General features: G+C 48.4%; 17 protein-coding genes. 14 read left to right on the forward strand and 3 right to left on the reverse strand.

The window, feature by feature from the left end:
- Positions 1-30 precede the first annotated feature (30 nt).
- The 4 genes from H8730_RS14385 to H8730_RS14400 all read left to right on the forward strand — a co-directional run bounded on the left by H8730_RS14385 (position 31) and on the right by H8730_RS14400 (position 5553).
- Positions 31-1911, forward strand: a complete 1881-nt coding sequence (locus tag H8730_RS14385) for an ABC transporter ATP-binding protein (RefSeq protein WP_249290052.1) — start codon at positions 31-33, stop codon at positions 1909-1911.
- On the forward strand, positions 1895-3742 hold the full coding sequence (locus H8730_RS14390) for an ABC transporter ATP-binding protein (RefSeq protein WP_249290053.1): 1848 nt from the start codon (positions 1895-1897) through the stop codon (positions 3740-3742). Before H8730_RS14385 ends, H8730_RS14390 begins: the two co-directional genes overlap by 17 nt.
- A gap of 195 nt (positions 3743-3937) precedes the next feature.
- Positions 3938-5065 (forward strand): aldo/keto reductase, encoded by a 1128-nt coding sequence (locus tag H8730_RS14395; protein ID WP_249290054.1) that lies wholly within the window; start codon positions 3938-3940, stop codon positions 5063-5065.
- A 74-nt stretch (positions 5066-5139) separates the two neighbouring features.
- Complete coding sequence (locus H8730_RS14400) at positions 5140-5553, forward strand: cytidylate kinase-like family protein (RefSeq protein WP_283243993.1); 414 nt, start codon at positions 5140-5142, stop codon at positions 5551-5553.
- Between the two features lie 70 nt (positions 5554-5623).
- Here H8730_RS14400 and H8730_RS14405 read toward each other — a convergent pair whose 3' ends face one another.
- A complete protein-coding gene (locus tag H8730_RS14405; RefSeq protein ID WP_177718427.1) occupies positions 5624-7366 on the reverse strand; it encodes an ABC transporter ATP-binding protein in 1743 nt (580 codons plus the stop codon).
- Positions 7367-9169 carry an ABC transporter ATP-binding protein gene (locus H8730_RS14410; RefSeq protein WP_249290057.1) on the reverse strand — a complete coding sequence of 601 codons (1803 nt, stop codon included), beginning with the start codon at positions 9167-9169 and terminating at the stop codon, positions 7367-7369.
- A 398-nt stretch (positions 9170-9567) separates the two neighbouring features.
- Here H8730_RS14410 and H8730_RS14415 point away from each other — a divergent pair, with 398 nt between their 5' ends.
- The 9 genes from H8730_RS14415 (at position 9568) to H8730_RS17945 (ending at position 20337) form a co-directional block, all read left to right on the forward strand.
- Complete coding sequence (locus H8730_RS14415; RefSeq protein ID WP_177714394.1) at positions 9568-10173, forward strand: MptD family putative ECF transporter S component; 606 nt, start codon at positions 9568-9570, stop codon at positions 10171-10173.
- Entirely contained in the window at positions 10173-10856 is a 684-nt protein-coding gene (locus H8730_RS14420) for an energy-coupling factor transporter transmembrane component T (protein WP_177714395.1), read from the forward strand. The genes H8730_RS14415 and H8730_RS14420 overlap by 1 nt, the downstream gene beginning before the upstream one ends.
- Before the next feature lie 13 nt (positions 10857-10869).
- A complete protein-coding gene (locus tag H8730_RS14425; protein WP_177714396.1) occupies positions 10870-12294 on the forward strand; it encodes an ATP-binding cassette domain-containing protein in 1425 nt (474 codons plus the stop codon).
- 58 nt (positions 12295-12352) lie between these two features.
- Positions 12353-13237, forward strand: coding sequence for a helix-turn-helix domain-containing protein (locus H8730_RS14430; protein WP_430385390.1), 885 nt, complete (start codon positions 12353-12355; stop codon positions 13235-13237).
- A gap of 80 nt (positions 13238-13317) precedes the next feature.
- Positions 13318-15150: an ABC transporter ATP-binding protein gene (locus H8730_RS14435; protein ID WP_177714398.1), complete on the forward strand. Its 1833-nt coding sequence runs from the start codon at positions 13318-13320 to the stop codon at positions 15148-15150.
- Positions 15143-16903 (forward strand): ABC transporter ATP-binding protein, encoded by a 1761-nt coding sequence (locus H8730_RS14440; RefSeq protein ID WP_177714399.1) that lies wholly within the window; start codon positions 15143-15145, stop codon positions 16901-16903. Before H8730_RS14435 ends, H8730_RS14440 begins: the two co-directional genes overlap by 8 nt.
- Before the next feature lie 73 nt (positions 16904-16976).
- Positions 16977-17867 (forward strand): LysR family transcriptional regulator, encoded by an 891-nt coding sequence (locus tag H8730_RS14445; protein ID WP_177714400.1) that lies wholly within the window; start codon positions 16977-16979, stop codon positions 17865-17867.
- Positions 17868-18159: 292 nt separating this feature from the next.
- Positions 18160-19386 carry a HipA domain-containing protein gene (locus H8730_RS14450; protein ID WP_249290059.1) on the forward strand — a complete coding sequence of 409 codons (1227 nt, stop codon included), beginning with the start codon at positions 18160-18162 and terminating at the stop codon, positions 19384-19386.
- A 186-nt stretch (positions 19387-19572) separates the two neighbouring features.
- Entirely contained in the window at positions 19573-20337 is a 765-nt protein-coding gene (locus H8730_RS17945; protein WP_177714401.1) for a GrpB family protein, read from the forward strand.
- A gap of 46 nt (positions 20338-20383) precedes the next feature.
- On the opposite strand, the gene H8730_RS14465 is transcribed toward H8730_RS17945, so the two are convergent.
- Positions 20384-21829 (reverse strand): GntR family transcriptional regulator, encoded by a 1446-nt coding sequence (locus H8730_RS14465; protein ID WP_177714402.1) that lies wholly within the window; start codon positions 21827-21829, stop codon positions 20384-20386.
- Positions 21830-22116: 287 nt separating this feature from the next.
- Between H8730_RS14465 and H8730_RS14470 the strand changes: the two genes are divergently transcribed.
- Positions 22117-22953: a tyrosine-type recombinase/integrase gene (locus H8730_RS14470; protein WP_177714403.1), complete on the forward strand. Its 837-nt coding sequence runs from the start codon at positions 22117-22119 to the stop codon at positions 22951-22953.
- Positions 22954-23482 lie beyond the last annotated feature (529 nt).

Consider the following 23482-nt stretch of genomic DNA (forward strand, 5'->3'; position numbering starts at 1 on the left):
TGCTTTATCAGAAGGAAATGAGGTTGCAAAATGATAATTGAGAAAAAAAAATATGGGTTTCTCGATATGGTACTTATACCTTTTAAAGTCTCACCGATGTATTCAATTATTTTTGCTATTAAGTATATAGCCGATGCATTGATGCCCACGTTATCTATTTTTGCAACGGCGTCATTTATCAACAATGCAATAATGGTTTATAATGGAGAGGCAAGCCTTTCCTCCGTCTATTTATCGATTGCTCTAATCGTTGGGATTATGATATACAGCACACTGATAAACTCTCTTATGAGTTTTGTGGATTGCAAACGGAACATATATTTTCGCAGGAGACTTGTCCCAGAAATGCTTGAAAAACTCGCTCGCCTAGAGTATCGCCACATAGAAAATCCCGAGACAGCCCAACTCATTAGGCGTGTTTGCCCAAATATAAACTTTGTATACGGAGGCGGGATGATAAACAGCTATGAACATCAATTTTTTCAAAATAATGTTTGGGAAATGTATACGAATGTATTGGGAGTTTTGGAATTCATCATTTATTTTTTGGGAATCACTATAACCATCTTCACACAGGTTTGGTGGATCGCCATTATAATTGTTCTCGTCAGCGTACCAGTTATCTATTTTGGAAACAGAGCGGGGGGGAAAAATTATGGTATTTATATGGAAAAATCTAAAGTGACAAGACAAGCAAATTATCTTTCGGAAGTAATGATGAGCCGAGAGGGCACGGAGGAGCGCAACATTTTCGGCTATGTTGAGCAATTAAACACGGAATATGGTAAAAAGTTAAAAGTCTCTGCAGTGTTGTGGTTGAAAGCCTTTGCAAGGAATACTATTGAGGCACGTCTATGTGGAATGGTAGTAATACTTTGCTTTACCGGGACGATGCTCGCATTGGTTCAATCTGTTACCAATGCAACAATAACAATTGGTATGTTCATAGCGTTAATGGGCACGATGTTCGGGCTTTCTAACAAGTTGTCCTGGGATGTAAACGACCTTGCGTCAAAAATTACCGAAAAGCGCAAATTTCTTAAGGATCTGACGAAATTTACAGAACTAGAAGAACAGGAAGATGCTACATCAAAACCTAAAAAGAATATGACATTCAACAAAATCGAATTTAAAGACGTTAGCTTTAAATATCCTGGGACAGACAAACTTATCCTCGATGGCGTCTCATTTGTAATAGAAAATGGCAAACATTACTCCTTTGTGGGTGTAAACGGCGCGGGGAAGACGACTATTACAAAGTTAATCATCGGTTTATATACTAATTATGAAGGTGAGATATTAGTTGACGGAAAATCAATTAGAGATTTGACACAGGCTGAAATTAAAGGTTTATCAGCGGTTGTCTATCAGGATTTTGCTAAATATAACATGTCGCTGTACGATAATCTTGCAATTGCAGATATTGATAATTCCAATACTTATGAGCAAGCGGAAAAAGCAATTGAACTAGTGGGTCTGAGCGACGCAGTAACAAATTTAGAGAATGGAATGGATACGTTATTAGGGAAGATCGGGAAGGATGGAGTGGATATATCCGGCGGCGAATGGCAACGTGTTGCAATGGCGCGAATTGTAATGAGCAACGCGCCGTTGAAGATACTTGACGAGCCAACAGCTGCTCTTGATCCTATCAGCGAAAGTGCGGTTTATCACAATTTTGAGCAGATATCAAAAGGAAAGACGACAATATTTATTAGCCATCGTTTGGGATCCACAAAACTCGCGGACATAATTTATGTTCTGGCGAATGGGAAAATAGTAGAAAGCGGTTGCCATTCTGCGTTAATGGCTGAAAACGGTTTATACTGCGATATGTTTAATTCACAGGTCGAATGGTATCGCAGTGATGTTGATGAAAAGGAGGTGACCGGAGATGCCCAGAAAGAGTAAAAAAAAGACGCAAGATAACAAACAGAAAGTTTCGATTTTTAAGATTATCGTTTATGGAACGAAAATTTTTATAAAAACCATGCCAGTTGTCTTCGCCCTACATCTAGTGACTTCTATTATATCCGGTTTATCCTTAGGGTTCATAACATTGATAACACAGCATTTGTTTGATTCGGTTGCCGATGCGATTTCAGGAAAAGAATCAGTGACAAAGGTATATTTAATCGTCGCCACCTTGGGTATAGTTTATATGGTAAACGAGGCGATAAAAGGCCTGAAACCTATTATACACCATTACACGTTCAATTATAAGTCACAAATCGAAATGAACAAGATAATACATAGTAAACTGAATCGCATTGATCCTTTGTTTTTGGAAAACGCAGATGTACATGATGAAATAGAAAAAGCAAAAGGTGCCATAGGAGCAATTCAGTTTATCATCATCTTTGGTTCAGATATTTTAACGCTTAATCTGCCATATTTTATGTTTATGGGGATTTATTTAAACCATCTGAAACCACAATTTCTCTTGGTGTTGGCGCTTGTATTTATCCCGGTATTATTGGGACAGTTCGTCAGGCCCCGAATAACATCAAAATATGAGGATACGGCGGCTCCGATACGGCGAGAAAACAGTTTTTATTTCAACGCAATTGTGGATAGGGAGTATTATAAAGAAACACGAACATTGGGCGCCTTCAGTTTCTTTTTCAACCGTTTTTTAGATTCGCTAAAAAGGCTTGGAACAGAAGAATTAAAAATGAATAAACGCAAGAATTTTCTTGAGTTGATATTGAGCCTAGTCAGCACAACGGGATATGTAGGTATATTATGTATGCTTATAACCGCATTATTTCAGGGAGAAATAACCGTAGGTGCGTTTGCAGCTGTTTTCTTTTCCATTGACAGATTATTTCAAGAGACACAAGGATTGGTCAATTTTTATATCGGCAATCTCACTTCCGATTTTGGGTATGCCCAAAATTACATCCGTTTTTTAGAAATGCCGGAGCGCGGGGGCATAGACGCGACACCGATCATTGGTAAAGGTATTTCGGCTGAAAATGTTGGATTTATATATCCCAACGCTGCCAATAAAAGTGTTGATAATGTTTCGTTAAAAATAGAACAAGGCGAGACCGTTGCGATAGTAGGCGCAAATGGGGCAGGAAAAACCACACTTGTTCGGTTATTAATTGGTCTATATAAGCCCACAGAAGGAAAAGTTATATTAAGCGGTATGGATACTGCAAATGTGAAAGCAGAATCGTTGTTTGACGGTGTATCAGGTGTTTTTCAACGCTTTCAGCGTTATCAGATGACTCTTCGAGAAAATATTCAAATTAGTGATTTGGACAGAGGCTCGGAAATAAACACGGTGTGCCAACAAGCGGGTGTGAACATCGACAGCGCGAGTTTCCCACAAGGAATAGACACAATGTTATCCAGAGAGTTTAACGGTGTGGATTTATCAGGAGGTGAATGGCAACGAGTAGCCATCGCTCGAGGATTATATCGCATCAATAATGTCATTGTTCTGGATGAGCCAACCGCAGCGATTGATCCGCTTGAAGAAAGCCATATATATCATAAATTTGTGGAAATATCAAAAGGAAAAACCGCTATCATCGTGACGCACAGGATGGGTTCGACCAAAATTGCAGACCGCGTGGTTGTTATGGATAAAGGGAAAATAGTGGAAATAGGCTCACATGATGAATTAATACGAAAGCAAGGGTTATACGCGGAAATGTATGACACACAATCAGAATGGTACGAAAATGAAAGCGATATACCACAGGGAGGAATACGGGGAGATGCAATATAAGGTATCCCCATCAAGAAAACAGGCAATGCTTCTGTTACGGCGGAAGATACGATGTCTTGTCTGTTTTGTTTCTTCCACATTGCGCTATAGGTGTATGGACCGCCAAAAAGTAAATAGGGTTGGAGAAGGATATTGCCATTTCTGGGGGTGGACGCCGCCGGAAAAGAAACTTAGCAGTTGATGAGGAGGACCTTTATGACAGACTTTCAAAATGTCAAGAAAAATTTTGGATTTGGCTGCATGCGTCTGCCGATGAAGGACGGCGAGGTAGACTATGAGGAGTTTTCCAGAATGATCGATACCTTCCTTGACGCAGGCTTCAACTATTTTGATACGGCGAGGGGGTATCTGGACGGCAAAAGTGAGATTGCCCTGCGGGAGTGTTTGACTAGCCGCTATCCCCGTGACCAGTATATTCTTACGGATAAGCTGACCTCCGGCTTTTTTAAGACGGAGACGGATATCCGCCCTTTCTTCGAGAGCCAACTTGCTGCCTGCGGCGTGGAGTATTTTGACTTTTATCTGATGCACGCACAAAATGCCGATTTCTTTAGAAATTTCAAACAGTGCCGGGCGTATGAAACCGCCTTTGATTTGAAAGCGGAAGGAAAAATCCGTCATGTGGGCATTTCCTTCCACGACAGGGCGGAGGTGCTGGAACAGATTTTGACGGAATATCCTCAGATTGAAGTTGTACAGATTCAGTTTAATTATGTGGACTATGAGGACCCAGGAATTCAAGGCCGCAAGTGCTATGAAGTATGTGTCCGCCATGACAAGCCAGTGATTGTGATGGAGCCGGTCAAAGGCGGCAATTTGGTAAATCTGCCGCCCCAGGCCCAAGCGATATTCGATGGACTGGGGCTGAATATGAGCAATGCCGGGTATGCGATCCGGTTTGCCGCCAGTTTTGAGCAGATCGCGATGGTGTTGTCCGGTATGAGCAGCATGGAGCAGCTTACAGACAATATCGGCTTTATGAAAGAGTTTCATCCGTTAACCGAGGAAGAGCGGGTGGCTATCCAAAAGGTATGTGATATATTCCGGGCGCAGAATCTGATTCCCTGTACTGCCTGCCGCTACTGTGTTGCCGGATGCCCGAAAAAGATTGCCATCCCGGATCTGTTTGCGGATATGAACGCAAAACAGCAGCATCAGGATTGGAACAGCGGCTGGTATTACATGGTACATACGCAGAACGCGGGAAAAGCGTCCGACTGCATCAAATGTGGCAAATGCGAGAAGGCTTGTCCCCAGCATTTGAGAATCCGGAAACTGCTAGAAGATGTAACCGCAGCGTTTGAGACGAAAGGGCAGAGGTAGCGTGGAGGCGAAAAGATGTGGAGTGCGCTCGGTTATGACAGTATTATCCGATCACCTATGCGCGCACGCTGACCATGCTGCCGGCATTTGCAGAGTCCCACATTAAAGTGTTAAATGAACAGAATCAGCTGTTGCAGGAACTGGCCGAAAAGAGTGACTGCGTGATTGTGGGACGCTGTGCGGATATTATTTTGAGAGAATATCAACCCTTCAATATTTTTGTATATGCCAACTTGGATAGCAAAATGCAGAGATGTCGGCTCCGAGAGGAAAAAGGAACACATTACACAGACAAAGAATTGAAACGCCGGATGGCGCAGATCGACAGCGAGCGCTCCCGGTACCGGGAATTGATAGACGGAAGCAGATGGGGCGATAAATCCGCATATCACCTGTGCATCAATACTACGGGTTTGGAAATAAAATCGCTGATTCCCGCTGCCCGTGCATTTGCCGCCTGCTACTTTGACAGAGCAGAAAAGGAATGACAACAGAAAAAACTCAGTAAAACAGCCTGGGGCCGAATCCCTCCCAGGCTGTTCTGTGTGTGGGAATTGCCTACGCGAGCCGCCATTGAGCGCTTTGCCGCTGCAGCTCCACCATGCGGCAATAGAGGCCGCTCCGGGCCATCAGTTCTGCAGGGGAACCTTCTTCCACCACCCGGCCGCCGTCCAGGACGACGATCTTGTCGGCCGCTTCCACAGTGCGCATCCTGTGGGCGATCACCAGCACGGTTTTGCCTGCCAGAAGGCGGGAGAGCGCCCCTTGCACCTTTGTCTCGTTTTCCACATCCAGGCTTGCAGTAGCCTCATCCAACAGCACAATCGGCGCGTCCTTTAACAGGGCCCGGGCAATGGAGATCCGCTGCCGTTCCCCACCGGAGAGCTTGGCTCCGTTCTCCCCGATGGGGGTGTCGTAGCCCTGGGGCAGTTTTCTGACGAATTCGTCACAGTTTGCGGCTTTGGCTGCAGCGAGCACTTCCTCGTCCGCGGCGCCATGCTTGCCAAGGCGGATGTTTTCCATCACCGTGTCGTCAAACAACACCACGTCCTGGAAGACCATGGAGTAATCCCGCAGCAGCACCTCCGGATCTACAGTGGAGATATCCACGCCGCCTACCTTTACGGCGCCTTTGGTGACATCCCACAGCCGTGCAGCCAGCCGGGCACAGGTGCTCTTGCCGGAACCGGAGGGGCCTACCAGCGCGGTCACTTCCCCCTCTTTTGCGGTAAAGCTCACATCGCGCAGAACTTCCTTCTCATCATAGGCGAAGCCTACATGGTCAAATACGATGTCGTGGCCTTTGGGTTCAAAGCTTTCTGCGCCTTCTGCGGTAGGGGTGTCGTAAATCTCCATCATGCGGTCAGCGGACACCTGGGATACAAACATCTCTGCGATGAGCGCCAAGCTCTGGTCGAAGGGCGCATAGACCCGGGTAATGACCAGCAGGAATAAGAACAGCAGCATGAAGTCGATGCGGCCGGAGAGAATCAGATTGGCTCCCACAAGGATTGTGGTCGCTACGCCTAAGCGCATGATCACGCTGGCGGCGTTGACGAAAAGGCCCGTGCCGAGCTCTCCTCGAATCATAATCCGTTCGTGCTCATCGATTTTTTGGTTCAGCCCCTCCAGATACCGGTCCTCCTGGTTGGTAGCGCGGATTTCACGGACATTCTCCAGCGCTTCCTGAATACCATCGGAGACGCGGACAGCCGCTCTTTTTGTCCGTTCAGCGCTGCGGCTTGTGATCTTTCGGCTGCCGAACAGCAGGCCAAAGGCCACCGGCACACCCCACAGGCAGGCGATGGCCAGCCGCCAATCGTATACAAGCAGGCAGACAGCGATAACCGCCGTGGAAATGTAAGAACCGTACAGATACCCCAGCACATGGGACCAAACATGTTCCATGCGATTGACGTCCCCCATGAGGGTTTCGGTCAGGTCGGCCAGATCCCGCTTGCCAAAGTAGCCTAAGGGCAGCTTGCGCAGCCGTTCCGCCAGACTGAGACGTGTGGTTTTGACTTCGTTATATACCAGTCCGTAGGTAGCCTTGTACTGCTGTAGATGCGTCGCGAGCGATAGAATGACAAAAAGGATCACCAGTCCGATGGCCTGCACCACACTGGGCAGCGGGCTTCCATCTGTCAGAGTCTCCATAAAGCCGGACATCATCAGATACAGGATGCTGACGCCGCCCATGACGACCAGATTGACGATGACCGTCCACAGGGTGCCCTTTTTGGTATTGCGCACCCCCTGGTCGGTCAGCGCGTATTTCCGTTGAAACTTTTGGCTGAACATTTACTCCGCCTCCTTTTCACTGCTGATCTTCCATTGAACCGCCTGGTTATAATCGGTCCACATCCGGGCATACAGCCCGCCTGCGGCGGTGAGCTCTCCGTGGGTACCCTGCTCGACTATATGACCTTCATCCAGAACGATAATCGTATCAGCTCCCACGACGGTGGACAGGCGGTGGGCAATCATGATGACGGTGCGGCCCTTGGTCAGCGTGGCGAAGGCTTTCTGGATCAGCACCTCGTTCTCAGGATCCGCAAAGGCAGTGGCCTCGTCCAGCACCACGATGGGAGCGTCCTTCAAAATGGCTCGGGCCAGGGCGATGCGCTGCTGTTCACCGCCGGAGAGATAGGTTCCCTCGGAGCCGATCTGGGTATCAAGGCCGTCCGGCAGCTTTTCGAGAATGTCTTTGCACTGGGCAGCCATCAACGCCGCCTGTACCTGCTCTCGTGTAGCTTCCGGGCGGGCGGCCCGGACGTTTTCCAGGATGGATGCCTTGAACAGGCGGTTATTCTGGAATACGAAGGCCACTTGATCCATGAGCACATGGGGATCGATCTGGGTCACATCCACGCCGCCGACCTCCACCACACCTGAGGTCGCATCCCAAAAGCGTGGGATCAGGCTGGCCGCCGTGGTCTTGCCGCCGCCGGACGGACCCACCAGCGCCACGGTCTGCCCCGGCTCCGCCGTGAAGGAGACGTGGGAGAGGGCAGGGGTTTCCGAACCGTCATAGGTGAAGCTCACGTCCTTAAATTCCACCCGGTTTCCTTTGGGCACCTGCGGGTGCCCCGGGATTTCCAGCGCAGGGGCGTCCATCACCTGGCTGATGCGGCCTAGGGCGGTGCCGGCCAGCATCATACCGGAAGCGGCGAACATGATTCTGGCCAGCGCCGTGGAGATGATGGCTGAAAACACTGCATAGAAGGCGAAGTTGGTGACAAAGCCGGCAAAATCGCCGCCTGCCAGGGCTCCCGGCGCCAAAAACAGCGCCACCGGCACCAGGAAGACAAAGGCCCCTTCGGTAAAGGTCAGGTTGACAGACTGGGGTACCCGGCACACATCCGCCTGATAATGCTCGGCCTTGTTGCTGTAATCCTCGATGGCCTGCTGAAACGCCTTGAAGGAGTAGACCGTCTGCTGGAAGATTTTGACCACGGGGATCCCCCGGACATATTCGGTCCCCGCCTTGGTCATACGGTCCTGGGCCGCTTGGTATTCCGCCATCAGCTTGGCATTTTTGCCGCCCATCATGGAAAACATCGCAATGACCGAGATGACCGCCGCCAGCAGGCAGGCGGCGCCCATCCGCCAGTCAAAGACGAACATCAGTACCAGCATGGCCACAAATAGGACGACAGTGCCGACGATATCCGCTAAGTTGTGGGCCAGCAGCGTCTCGGTATCAGCCGCCGCCGCGTCCAGCCGGCCGCGGATCAGGCCGGAAGCGTTGGAATCAAAGAAGCCCAGCGGGGCTTTCATCACATGGGCGACGCCCTGCTTGCGGATGTTGGACGCCGTGCGGAAGGCCGCCAGATGGGTGCACATCAAGCCCACGAAATACAGCACGATACCGCCCACCGCAAAGGCGAAAGCCAGCCAGCCGTATCGGGTGACATTTTGCGCCTGGGTCCAGTCCGGCGCTACGGCGATCAAATCCCGGGCCGCCAGCCAGATGCAGATGTAGGGCGCCATACTCAGCAGCATGGACACTGCGGACAAAGCCAGCCCCAGAAAGGTCAGGCCTTTGTGGCTGCCCGCATAGCCCAGCAAGGTCGCCAAGTCGTTCTTTTTTTCTTCTTTCATTGAATAATGAACCTCCTTATCTATATTAGTTAGCGAAAACTAACTTCGTATCAAAAAAATAAGGTGTGGATCCCTGCAGCCGCCTGGAGCACGGGTTTTCCACCATGTTGTGGACAGAGTGTTGGTAGCGGGTGCATTTTCTTGCATATCAGTCTCCATATAACAGTGATATATAACAATGTTATAATACATCAAACAGATGGCCCTGTCAAGAGCAATAATCTGTATCTGGATTCCGTTTTCAATTCCATCAGGCAAAAATTTAGAGCCATGTGTCTGATACAAGATATTTTGTCTGATTGGAGCAGAAAAGACTTATCAGAGTGGAAAAGAAGATTCATATCTGCTAGTATAACACTGTGTTAGCTAGAACTAACTAAGTAGAGGAGGAAACACTTATGTCTGATGTAAGCATGGACAAAAAACTGAAAGGAAAAGACCTCATCACCATCGGTATCTTTTCTGCTATTTATTTTGTGATCAACTTTATCTTTATGCTGATGGGCGGTATTCATCCGGTTCTCTGGATGCTTATGCCTGGCTTTATCGCTGTTTTTGCAGGGATTCCCTTTATGCTCATGGTGGCAAAGGTGCAAAAACCCGGCGCAGTCTTTCTGATGGGATTGATTACCGCATTGATTTACTTCGCCACAGGACAGTTTACCTTAGTGATCTTGGTTGCTATGGCTTCGACCTGTATTTTGTCTGAAATTGTCCGCGGCATCACGAAATACAACAGTTTTAAGGGGAACTCTATCGCCTATGTGATTTATTCGCTTGGTATGGTTGGTTCTCCCCTGCCGATCTGGCTCTTCAAAAAGGATTTTTTAGCGCAAATTGCGGAACAGGGAATGCCTCTCGACTATGTATCAGCAGTAGAGGCCCTCTCATCCAATGCCATGCTGATTGTTCTGATCGTGGCACCGATCATCGGTGGAATCATTGGCGCCTTTATTGCAAAGGGACTGTTCCAAAAACATTTTGTCAAGGCAGGAATTGTATAATGAGCAGCCTCAGCAGAAACCATACGTTAAAAATTGACCCGCGAACGGAATTGCTTTTGCTGGTGATGGCGAATGTGGTGGCCTTCACGCAGCATTCAGTATGGGTTGAAATTACATGGGTTGTTTTGCTGCTCCTGCTGATTATTGTCTGCGGCTGTAAAAAGGCCGCGGGCAAATTAGCAGTGGCGTTTGGAATTTTCCTGTTCCTCCAATACTATGTTTTCCCTAACGGACCGAAAATGATAGCCAGCAGTTTTACAATCATTGTCTCCTATGCGAGAAAGATTTTTCCCTGCCTGATTGTTGGAACACTGATATTGCAGAAAACCCCTGTAAGGGAATTCATGGTGAGTCTTCGCAAATGTCATATTCCACAAGGGCTGATTATCCCGCTTTCAGTCACGATTCGTTATTTCCCGGCGCTGAAAGAGGAAGTAGGATATATAAGAGACGCCATGAAGCTGCGCGATATTCACGGGGCAGAAAAAATAGAATGTCTGCTCGTTCCAATCATGATCTCAGCCGCGACAACCGCAGAAGAATTATCCGCCGCCGCAGTCACAAGAGGAATTGAAAACCCGGCGCAAAAGACAAGCATGATCGATATGAAGTTTGGGGTGCAGGATTTTGTATGCCTGGCGCTCGGTGCGGTGTTCTGTGTTATTTCGATTGCGGTTGGATAGGGGGGCGCGACCTGTGATAGATATAAAAGATGTTTCATTTGAATATGGAAAAGAACAAGGGACGCTCTCCCGCATTGATTTAGAGATCAGACAGGGGGAATGTGTGCTCCTCTGCGGTGAAAGCGGGTGTGGCAAGACAACCATTACAAAGCTGATTAACGGCCTAATTCCCCACTTTGTTGAAGGCGGTACATTGTCAGGGGCAACTTTCGTAAACGGAATGGAAGTTGCAAAGACGGAGATGTATCACCTGGCAGAACAGGTCGGTTCCGTGTTTCAAAATCCAAAATCGCAGTTTTTCAATATTGACTCTGACAGCGAGGTTACGTTTGGATTGGAAAATGCAGGCGCTGCCCCGTCGGAGATCAGAGAGCGATTTGAAGCCACGGTTTCAGCTTTGAGCATTCAACCGCTCCTTGGGCGGAATATTTTCTCCATGTCGGGCGGAGAAAAGCAGAGCCTTGCCTTTGCGAGCGTTTATGCTATGAATCCTTCTGTCTTTGTTTTGGACGAGCCGACGGCCAATCTGGATGCGGAGGCTATCGACATTTTGCGCCAGCAGATGATTCGAATCAAAAAAGAAGGCCGGACAGTCATTGTGGCCGAGCATCGGATTTATTTCCTGATGGATTTAATAGACCGGGCCATATTCATCCAAAACGGAAAGATAGCCCAGATTTTTACCAGAGAGGAATTTCATAAAATTTCGGAAAACCAGCGGATCCGTATGGGACTGCGGAGCCTGGTGTATCCTACGCTGAAACTGCCTCATGCTGATCCGCCCGGCGCAAAGGTGGGGCTCTCCGTAGAAAATCTTGCCTGCACCATTGATAAGCAGACTGTATTTGGCGGAATCAATTTTTCTGCGGTCCCCGGAGAGGTTCTCGGAATCATTGGGCATAATGGAGCCGGAAAAACGACGCTGATCCGCTGCCTGTGTGGGCTGCTGAAAGAATCCCATGGAACGGTTCAGCTCGATGGAAAGGCCGTGAATGTGAAGCGGAGAAACAAAGCGAGTTTCTGCGTTATGCAGGATGTGAACCACCAGCTTTTTTCAGACAGCGTCTGGAATGAGTGTGAAGTATCCAAGCCGGACTGCCCGGCGGAGCGCATAGAAAAAATCCTGGAAACCTTTGAACTGCTGAGCTTCAAGGATCGCCATCCCATGGCCTTATCAGGCGGACAGAAGCAGCGGCTAGCCGTGGCAACTGCGATTCTGTCAAGCAAATATCTCCTGGTGTTTGACGAGCCCACCAGCGGCCTTGATTATCGCCGTATGCTGGAAGTCAGTGATATGATTAAAAATTTGAAATCGGAAAACAGAGTGATTCTCATTGTCTCTCATGATTTTGAGTTTTTGAACCGCACTTGTGATAAAATATTTGGTATGGAGGGATGCTCCGCAGAAAGGAGGAAATCATGTGTCGGAAATATTTGAGCAGATCGATTGCGGTGTTAATGTACAAAGTATAATCGAAACCGATGATTGCCGGGTTATGCGTCTAAGCGACAGTTCCGGCGATGGAACCATGACACTTTACCAGGTGTTTCCAGGCGTATTTCTTATGTATAACGATTTTCATATGAAGCAGTGCGTATCCGGTTTTCAGACGGATCTGGAACTTTTGTGTATCGATCACTGCCGGGAGGGGCGGATTGAACAGGAGGCCGGTAAAGGCGCATATAGCTATTTGGCGGCTGGGGATTTGCGTGTGGACCGGCGTATCAATCACAGCGGACAGGTAACATTTCCTCTCTGCCATTATCACGGAATCTCCATTGGTTTTCATATGAAGGTTGCGGCCAAAGAGATCCCGGCATACATGAAAGGCTTCTCCATTGATCTCTATGAATTACAGAAAAAATACTGCAGTGACCCGATTCCCTTTGTGATTCCCGGTGAGCCGGCAATCGAGCATATTTTTTCGGAACTTTATACTGTACCGCTCAAAATCAAGAAAGAGTATTTCAGAATCAAGGTTCTGGAATTACTGCTTTACTTAGATGCGCTGGAATTATCCGGGCATACAGAGGAACGGCCATATTTCTTTAAAGGGCAGGTGGAAAAGATTAAGGCGATTCAGGCATTTCTGACAGAGGATTTGACGAAAACCTATACGCTGGAGGAGCTTTCGGAGCGGTTCGATATTGCATTGACGCCGCTGAAAAATTGTTTCAAAGCGGTATATGGCACCCCGATTTTTACGTATATGAGAACATACCGCATGAACTATGCCGCCGCTTTGCTGAAATCTGACAAAAATATGAAAGTGGCGGAAATCGCCGGGATAGTTGGTTATGACAGCCCCAGCAAATTTGCGTCTGCCTTTCATCAGGTTATGGGAAAAACACCGCTGGAATACCGAAAGTCATTTGTCTGACGCTGGCGGAGTTTGGCGGCCTGCTTTTTTCGGCTGGATGGCCGTTTTGCTGGCTAAAAAAATAAGAGAGGTGAACTGTTATGAAACAACAAAAAGAGAGTTGGATTACAATTTTGTTTTCCTTTGCCGCTCCTTGCAAGGGGAAAATGACCATCTCTGTTTTTAGCGCAATTGTCAGCGTTGCCGGGGGGTTCATACCGTTTTGGGCTGTATATAAAATCCTGCTCGCGTTTATCAATCAGACGGTGACGATGAGCGATATTGTATTTTGGTGCTTGGTAGGAGGAGCGGGTTATCTGATACGGATAGTCTGCTTCGGTATTTCTACGATTCTGGCCCATATTTCTGCCTATACGATTTTGGAGGGCATTCGGCTAAAGATTGCGAACCGTCTGATGAAAGCTCCGCTGGGAGAAGTGATGGGGCGGAGGATCGGCTATCTGAAAAACATTATTGTGGATAAAGTTGAGGAAGTAGAGCCACCTTTGGCACATATGATCCCGGAATTGCTATCCAACCTTTTGCTGCCGGTTGCCATTTTTATTTGGCTGCTGGCAATTGATTGGCGTATGGGATTAGCCGTGCTAATCGCTCCGCTGCTGGCCATGATCCCTATGTTCTTTCTTATGAGGAATTATAGTAGTCAGTATGCTGCTTATATGGATGCAAGTGACCATGTCAACAGTGTCATAATTGAATATGTAGAGGGAATCGAAGTTGTAAAAGCTTTCAATCAAAGCACCAGCTCCTATGAGAAATTTGTTGGCGCTGTTCGGTCTTTCAAGGATTTTACCCTGGCATGGTTTAAGAGTACATGGAAAACCATGAATCTTATGATGGCGATTCTGCCTACAACGCTCCTTGGGGTTCTGCCCGTTGGCCTTTTGCTGGTGCAGAGTGGAAGCATTTCCCCGGCGGAACTTGCTATGGGAGTCATTCTTTCTCTTAGCATTGTCGGGCCACTGATGAAGGCGACGACTTTCATCAATGAAGCAAAGTCTATGGAATTTTCGGTAGAAGCGGCGAATGAGCTTCTGAATCTGCCGGTGCTGCCGGATTCAGGCAAAGAGGTTTCCATCGCGCACCATGACATTGTCTTGGAGCATGTGACCTTTTCTTATGACGGTTCCAAACAGAACGATGTACTGCGAGGCGTCAGCCTGAAAATGTCGGAGGGCAGTTTTACCGCTCTCGTTGGCCCCTCCGGCGGCGGAAAATCAACAGTTGCCCGCCTGATTGCCAGATTCTGGGATGTGACTGGCGGTAGCATTGCCATCGGCGGATATAACATCAAGGAATTGTCTATCCGTCAGCTTTCCGAGTTGATCAGCTTCGTGACACAGGACAATTTTCTGTTTAACTGCTCCCTGAAAGAAAACATCCGATTGGGAAATCCAAACGCTACAGACGAAGAAGTCTATGCGGCTGCAAAGGCGGCGTGCTGCGATGAATTTATTGCCCGTCTGGAGAAGGGCTACGATACGCCTGCCGGCGACGCCGGAAGGCGGTTGTCCGGTGGGGAAAAGCAGAGGATTGCCATTGCGAGAGCAATCCTTAAAAATGCCCCGATTGTGATTTTGGACGAGGCCACGGCCTTCACCGACCCGCAGAACGAAGATAAAATTCAGAAGTCCATCATGGCGCTCTCAAAAGGAAAGACTCTGCTTGTGATCGCACACCGGCTTTCCACCATTCAAAATGCCAATCAGATTGCCGTGTTAAAGAAAGGCCAGATCGTAGATTGCGGAAAGCAGCAAGAGCTGTTAAACCGTTGTCCGCTTTATGCGGATATGTGGAAAGCGCATGTCGGTGCGAAAAACTGGTCTGTAGGTGAGATCCCGCAAGTGGATACCGCTGTGCCGCCGCAGATGCGGCAGACAGAGGAAAAGAAGGAGGTCGCTGTCAATGTTTAAGTCTATGAAACGGATTATCCGGTGGGCCGGAAAACAGAAAGGACGTCTCTACCTTGGGTCTGTCTTTTCCTTCTTTAGCAGCCTGGCTACAGCAATTCCCATGATGGCGGCCGCCTATGCTCTTGATACAGTAATACGGGCATATTGGGCAGGTAGCAGCATAGAAAGCTCCCTGATCTGGCAGTTGCTCTGGGTTATCATGGGCTCGATTGCACTTAATTTCCTGCTTTCTTACCTGCGGGCAGTTTTACAGGAAAGTATCGGCTATGAGGTAGCCGCTGGGCAGCGCATCCATCTTGGAGATGTGCTGAAAAGGGTTCCTCTTGGCTATTTCTCGCAAAACAGTGTGGGGGATATTCTGACCGGCATTACCACGGAATTGTCTACTCTTGAATTGCAGGGCATGAAGCTGGTGGATGTTATCATCAACGGCTATGCAAAGTTTATTGCCATTGTTCTCTGCCTTGTCTATTTTAGTCCAACCGCGGCCTTGATTTCTGTTGTAGGTGTTATTCTCTCCGCTCTGGCCTTACAGGGAATCAGCAGGCACAGCGCGAATACTGCTGCCACAACACATCGAGCAATGGAGGATATGTCCGGTGCAGCGATTGAATATATCAGGGGGTTGTCCATCGTAAAATCTTTCGGCCGGGAAGGCGCTTCTATTGCGAGTTTCCAGAGAGCCAGCAAAGATTTGAAAGACATCCATATCAAAGTGGAAAAGGGCTACACACCGTGTAACTGTCTGCACCTGCTTGCTTTGAAAGTAGCGTCAATCGGGATTGTCTTTATCTGCTCATGGCAAGCGCTGCAGGGGCAAATGAGCATGGCTGACTTCCTTATGTTCGTGCTGTTTTCCTTTGTGCTCTTCGGCAGTGTTGAGAATATGAACGAAGCTGCACACATGTTAGGTGTCGTTGATTCTGCAATGAACAAACTGGAGGCTCTGGAAAATGCAGAATACATCGATCAGGACGGAAAAGACATTACCCTCGCTTCGTATGACATCGAGTTTCAGAATGTGTCCTTTGGCTATGGGGAACGGATTGTGCTGCATGATTTGAATTTTACGATTCCGCAAAATACCACAACGGCCATTGTCGGCCCCTCAGGGAGCGGGAAATCTACTTTGTGCAATCTGATAGCTCGTTTCTATGACGTCAGTGATGGAGCAATCACCCTGGGCGGAACCGATATTCGGAAGTTTACTTGTGACAGCCTGTTACAGAATATCAGTATGGTATTCCAGGATGTATACCTGTTCCGGGATACGATTAAGAACAATATTAAATTTGGAAGTCCTGACGCAACAGACGGGCAGATCGTTGCCGCCGCAAGAAAAGCCCGCTGCCACGATTTCATTATGGATCTGCCAGATGGATACAACACCGTGACCGGCGAAGGCGGTTCTTCCCTCTCCGGTGGGGAAAAGCAGAGGATTTCCATTGCCAGGGCTATGCTGAAGGATGCTCCTATTGTCATTCTGGACGAGGCAACGGCAAGTATTGATCCGGAAAATGAGCATTTAATTCAGGAGGCCATTTCTGAGTTGACACACGGCAAAACCATCATAACCATTGCCCACAGGCTGGCAACCATTGAGAATGCAGATCAGATCCTTGTCATTGACGGGGGAACGGTAGTCCAGAAAGGAACCCACAGAGAACTGCTGGCACAGGAGGGAACCTACAGGGAATTTATTAAAGTTCGGGAGAAGGCCGAAGGCTGGCGGATCGAACACGCGGAAAGATAGTGAGAGATGAATATTGCTTTCGGAGCATATGTCGGCTATAATAATAAAAACTATATGTGCAGGAGGTACCACAATGGAAATACGGGTGCTGCGCTATTTCTTAGCAGTCGTTCGAGAGGAAGGAATTAACCGTGCAGCAGAAGCCTTACATATTACTCAGCCGACGCTTAGCCGCCAGCTATCACAGTTGGAGGATGAAGTTGGTGTCAAGTTGTTTCACAGAGGTGCAAAAAAGATTACGTTAACAAACGAGGGAATCTTACTGCGGCGGCGGGCAGAGGAGATTTTGTCTCTGGTCGACCGGACAGAAAGAGAACTGATTGAGCAGGACGAGCTTGTGGAGGGCAGAATTGTGATTGGCGGCGGAGAACTGGCAGCGATGCAGGTGTTGCCCGAAATCATTGAAGATTACCGTGAAAAGTACCCGCTTGTCACCTTCGACATTTTTACAGGAAATGCCGATCTGGTGAAGGAACGGATGGAAAAAGGTCTGATTGATATTGGCGTCTTGCTGGAGCCGGTTGATATAGAAAAGTTTGAGTTTATTCGTCTGAGAGGAAAAGAACAGTGGGTAGTCTTAATGCGCCCGGATGATCCGCTTGCGGAGAAGGAAACTGTGAGCGCAAAAGACTTAGAGAATGTGCCGCTCATTCTTCCGAGTCGAACAAATGTGCAGAACGAACTATCCAACTGGTTCGGAGATTCCTTTCAGGAAAAACAGGTTCTCTTTACCAGCAATTTAGCCACAAACAGTGCCCTTATGGTTCAGAGGGGTTTGGCCTATTCCCTTGTGATTGAAGGCTCCATACCCTTTTGGGATAGGGGGAAAATCACCTATCGACCTTTATGCCCAGAACTTACGGCGAACAGTGTATTGGCGTGGAAAAAACAGCAGCCGTTCAGTATAGCGGCGACGAAATTCATAGAGCACTTAAAATGCTTTTTAGGCATAAATAAGGTGTAAAACCAAGTATTTGATATAATCTGTTGCCTCGCTTATAATGTAGGTGTAGACCTCTACACCTGATTGCCCGAACATTTTCGGCAGCAGTTATCACAGTGCTTTGCTTCCATAAGAAAAACGATGTGATCGATCCCTTTTCCGGTGCGCTTAGGAATGGGGTGCGGGCCGCAGGCGATGCGCTGTTGACAAAAGGGGTTAAATTGGGGTATAATGCCCTTTAGAACGCCTGAAAGCAAAGCCGTCTGGAAAAAGTGACAAGAAAAATGGGGTGAACAGTTTGAAATGCACCTTGATGCATAAACGAACCAAAGTGGCGGAAATGGAATTGGACGACGCCACCGGATACATCCAGAAAATCGGCGCGGTGTATGCGCCGGAGCATCTGCCGGTCGGCGTCCCGGTACGCAGAGGCGCAACCGACCGTGCGGCGCTGAACGAGTGGTGGACGGACCGTTCTATCCCCACCAGCCGGTCCGGTGTGCGCGAAGCACTGGAAATGCTGGAAATCAACAGTCCCAAAATGCTGCTGGTACGCTGCTATGGACTGAGTTTGTCAGACCAATATTGGATTTGTCCCGAAGGCTCCGACCTGACCTGGGACAGGATCAACTTCTTCGGGAACGATTTTTCAGAAGATATCGGTGATGTCCTGTTCGGCGCGGATAAAAAGGCAGACGGACTAGACTTCTCTTCTCCGGACAATACTTCCGACGGCAACTTGAAAAAGCGCTGGAAGATCATAAACGGAAAGCGTTGCCTGGTAAAAGGCGGCAGCAACCCGTTCCGCCAGCAGCCCTTCAATGAGGCCATCGCCGCTGGGATCATGGAGCGTCTCGATATTCCCCATGTGCCGTACACGGTAACCTGGAACAAGGGTGCGCCCTACAGCGTGTGCGAGGATTTCGTGACAGAAAACACCGAACTGGTTTCCGCCTGGCGCATCCTGAAAACGCAAAAAAAGGACAACAGCACCTCAATGTACCAGCATTTTATAAATTGCTGCGAGGCGCTCGGCATTCAAGGAACGGTTCCGTTCCTCGACCGCATGATGGTGCTGGACTATATCATCGCCAACGAAGACCGGCATTTCAACAACTTCGGTGTGCTGCGGGACGCTGAAACGCTTCACTGGCTGGGCTTCGCCCCCATTTATGACAGCGGATCCTCTCTGGGCTATGACAAGACGTCTGCACAGATACGTTCAGAAAAAGAGGTGATCTGCAAGCCGTTCAAAAACCATCATGCGGAGCAGTTAAAGCTGGTATCCGACTTCCGCTGGATCAATTTTGACAGGCTAGCGGATGGAAAGGAACTGATCGCGAGCGTCCTGTCCGCAGACGGCGCGGAGGAATTTATCGATGAAAGCCGAATTTCCGCCATCGCCGCAGTAACGGCCAAACGGATACAGACGCTTCGTGATATTGCACTGCAGCACATGCCGTCCCCAGTGGAGATTACCACAGAGGATGATGTGGAAGAAGATATTGCCGAAGACTATACCCCGAAAATGGAAATGTAAAACTGAATGAAACAAATAGAGCAGTCGTTTTGCAGACAAAGCAAGGCGACTAACTTTTATATATCCTCCTGTCTGCGAAACGGCGGCAAGGAGGAAACATGTTCAAACGAAAGCCAAAGATACTACGCCGTGGACAGACAAGAAAGATATCATTAGAATATGGCAACGGCAAAGGAGGCGGGATTGATGATTGGATTAAAACGTGGAACAGTTCAACTGTGCGAACACGAAAAAGAATGGGAAATCGAAGCTCAGAATACGATCGCCCGTCTGAAAGAGATCTTAGCTTATGAAAAAGAACTTAAAGTCGCCGGCTTTTATTATCGTCCCAATGCGCCGGCTTCTCTTCGAGATCAACTGTTGTTTGCTTGCGGGAACTTTTATGACGGCTCCGGTGATCTGCAGACGCATTTCATCCATGTTGTTTTATCGGGCAGTATGGACTGGATCAACTACATCAACTTCAGAGAGTACCTTAACAAAACTCCTTCGGTTGCAAAAGAGTATGAAGATTTGAAGGTGTCCCTCGCCCAGCAAGCTCCTGTTGACGGCGGCAGAGAAAAATACCTCAAGGGCAAGCATGACTTTATCGTTTATACTCTGCGAAAGGCACTGGTCAAATCGTATCTCGGGAAAACAGTGAATATCTCGATTGATAGACCAATCGGAAGCGTTCACCCGAAACATGATGATATCGTCTATCCCATCAACTATGGATTTATTCCTAATGTTCTGGGTGGTGATGGTGAGGAGCTTGACGTTTATCTATTGGGAGTCGATGCTCCGGCAAAGGAATATACTGCACGAATTATCGGTATTGTCCATCGGCACAATGATGTAGAAGATAAACTTGTTGCCGTGCCCGAAGGAATGAACTATACCGTTGAAGAAATTATGGAGGCAGTTAGATTTCAAGAGCAGTATTACGACAGCGAAATCGAAGGTGCATAGAGACACAACATACTTGGAGGGGGATTAGACTTTGACAGCTCCTTTTTCAATCTGGAATTACCAAATGTTCCGCCCCGGATATTTTCTGTGCAATATAAAAGTCACGGACGGTTTGAAATAAATAACTATAGCAGTCGAACAGGCAATCGGCAAACCCCTTCTGGTCTCCGTTTTCCAGACAAGAAAGGGCCTCACTGCAGCGCAGGCTCAAGTAGCGCGTGCTTTGGCTGTGGTCGGTGTAAGCCGCGTAAAGATAGCCCCAACTGACGACCTCCCGCGTCCTGGATAAAATCACTTGAAGCGGATACAGCGATACCCGTTCTACCACGCAGTCGGTCAGCATTTTCAGCGGTATAATGCCTTTCTGCCCAAAGCCTTGCCGTAGTTTCTTCCGCTCCTCCGCATCGATGCGGGGAAAGGCAATCGGCACCGCGGCGCGAACGGCAATCGCCATAAGCTGCAGGCCGCTGAGATACAGCAAAAAATCCTGCCGGTATTCTTCATGGTGAATCAACTGTGGAACGTGTTGATGATCCAGAGGCAGCACCCTGCTTCCTTTGCCATGAAGCGTTTGGATGATGCCAAGCAGGGAGAGCAGCCGCAGCGCCTGGCGGATTGTGGAAACCGAGACACCGTATTCCCCTGCAAGCGCGCTCTCCGACGGCAGCCAGCTTCCCACAGTATATACGCCCAAAGTCATCTTTTCGATTAAATCCCGGCTTACTTTTCTATACAGCAGGTCCAGTCCGAACTCCCAGGTAAATGTATTTTCTCCGCTGTCATCAATGCGAGAAAATTTCTCTGCCAGCGTATCCATGACATTTTGAATTGTCAGATAGATATGATGATAATATTCTGAAAAGTTCTGCCGAACGGTGTAGTGGTCGGCCTGCAGTTTTTCGAGGACCTGTATGGGCGTTAAGTTGGCGGTAATCATATCATAAGAGGTCAGCGGATATTGATGTTCTACCACAAACGGAACCTCTGCATAGAATTCCAGGGTTCCGTACATACTGAGAAACAAAAGATTACCGGAAGCCAAGAGCAAATCGTGGAGGAGCCCGGACGTCAGGCGCCAGCGTCCCAGTATCGTGGGGCGCTTTCTCCATTTGAGGATGGGCTCAAAATGCTCCAGTTCATAGACCCAGGCCGACCGGGAGCACAGGGCCAGAATATCCGGCATGAGCAGCTCCATCGTTTGATATACGCTGAGAATCTCCGAACACTTCCGAAGGATCTGATGGACCGGGATATGCTCGCCCTCGTAGGGCGATTGATACAGCACGACGGCGCGCCGCCTTTCCTCTGTGCGGATCAAGCCGTCCTTTTCCAACAGTTCCAACGCTTTTTGAATCGTCCATTTTCCCGCATAATAGTGCACGGCAAGCCGGTCAACGGATGGCAGCCGGCTGCCGTAATCCCAGCGTTCACTGAGGATTTGTTTCTTTAAATCGGTATAGACAAATTGATATAAATTCTTCCTGCGCTCCAATATTCCACCCCGGACAGCATATCGTTTGACTCATATGCTAACCTGTGCAGATTGGCGTTGATTATACCTTCTCTTCTGAAATAAAATAAAAATCAGAAGGATGGGCTGAACGCCGCCCGCCAACGGCGGTAATGGAATCTTTTAGCGAAAACGGCGCCCGTACATCACGGTTCAGTCTTGATGTGCGGGCTTTTGACTTTGCTTGCTTCTTTGCCTCATTTCTTATATTATGGGAAAGAGCGGGCAAGATAGAGAGGATTATGACTATCCCGAAGGAAGGAACAACCATGGACCGAATCACAGAAAAAGAACTGCTCGCCTTTGAAAAATATCTGCGCGAGGAAGAAAAAAGCGACGCCACCGTGGATAAGTATCTCCGCGATGTGCGCTGTTTTTATGCTTTCCTTGGACACAAACCCGCAGATAAAAGCGAGATATTGGCCTATAAAGAGCAATTAACCCAGCAATACGCCCCCGCCAGCGTCAATTCCATGCTGGTGGCGCTCAACTGCTTTCTGCGGTTCTGCGGACTGCCGGGCTGCTGTGTGAAGCTCTTGAAAATCCAACGGCAGATGTTTTGCCGTCAGGAAAAGGAACTGACCCAGGATGAATACCGCCGGCTGGTAAACGCAGCGAAAGACACCCAGCTATCCTATATCCTGCAAACGATTTGCGGGACGGGCATCCGGGTCAGCGAACTGCAATATATCACCGCGGAGGCGGTGCGGGACGGCAAGGCGGTAGTAAACTGCAAAAACAAGACGCGGGTGATCTTCATCCCCGCGCCGCTGCAGAAGCTGCTGTTACGATATATAAAAAAGGCCGGCCTGCAAGCCGGGCCGGTATTTGTCGGGCGAAACGGCAAACCGCTCGACCGCAGCTATATCTGGCGCATGATGAAGGGACTTTGTGAAAAGGCGGGCGTGGCACGAAGCAAAGTCTTCCCCCATAATTTACGCCATCTCTTCGCCAAGACGTTCTACTCCATTGAAAAGGACATCGTTCGTCTAGCTGACCTGCTGGGCCACAGCAGCGTCGATACTACTAGGATTTACACCATAGAATCCGGCGACGGCCATCTGGCCCGGCTTGAACGTGTGCAGAGAACCCTCCTAGTCACATAATCTAAATTATGTGGACCTTTTGCGCCCTTAACTATGTTACATAGGTGATTTTTGATACACCAATACAGTATCAATATAGCATGAACCTCTTTCTTTTTCAAGAGGTTTATACAATATCTTGACAAAATATTCTCATAGAGCATAGCAAATCAGACCGGTAGAATTTCCCATTCTTCCAGCTTGTTTTTTATGCTCTTTTCTATTTGGAGCGGCAGTTTGTGAGGTTTTTCAGGCGTAATATTGGAATTCTTGTCTCTCTTTTTAGTCACATAATTTAGATTATGTGAACCAGCATAGAAAGCGGGGCGAGTACCCGCCGCTTTGTGGTTCTCCTTGAAAGAGTAGATATATACGGTTTCGTCCTGCCTCCTAATCCTGGGGTGACGGCAGGCAATATCATCGGCATCGGAAGGAGGTGGGAAGCCGTGCGTGAAGGAGACGAACTGAATACGCCGAAATCAGAAGAAGTTGAGATGGATTGGTTGATGAAAGAATTCGACGAACTCCACAGGCGCAGTCGAAATCAAGA

This window comes from Bianquea renquensis, assembly GCF_014384895.1.
GTDB lineage: Bacteria > Bacillota > Clostridia > Lachnospirales > Bianqueaceae > Bianquea > Bianquea renquensis.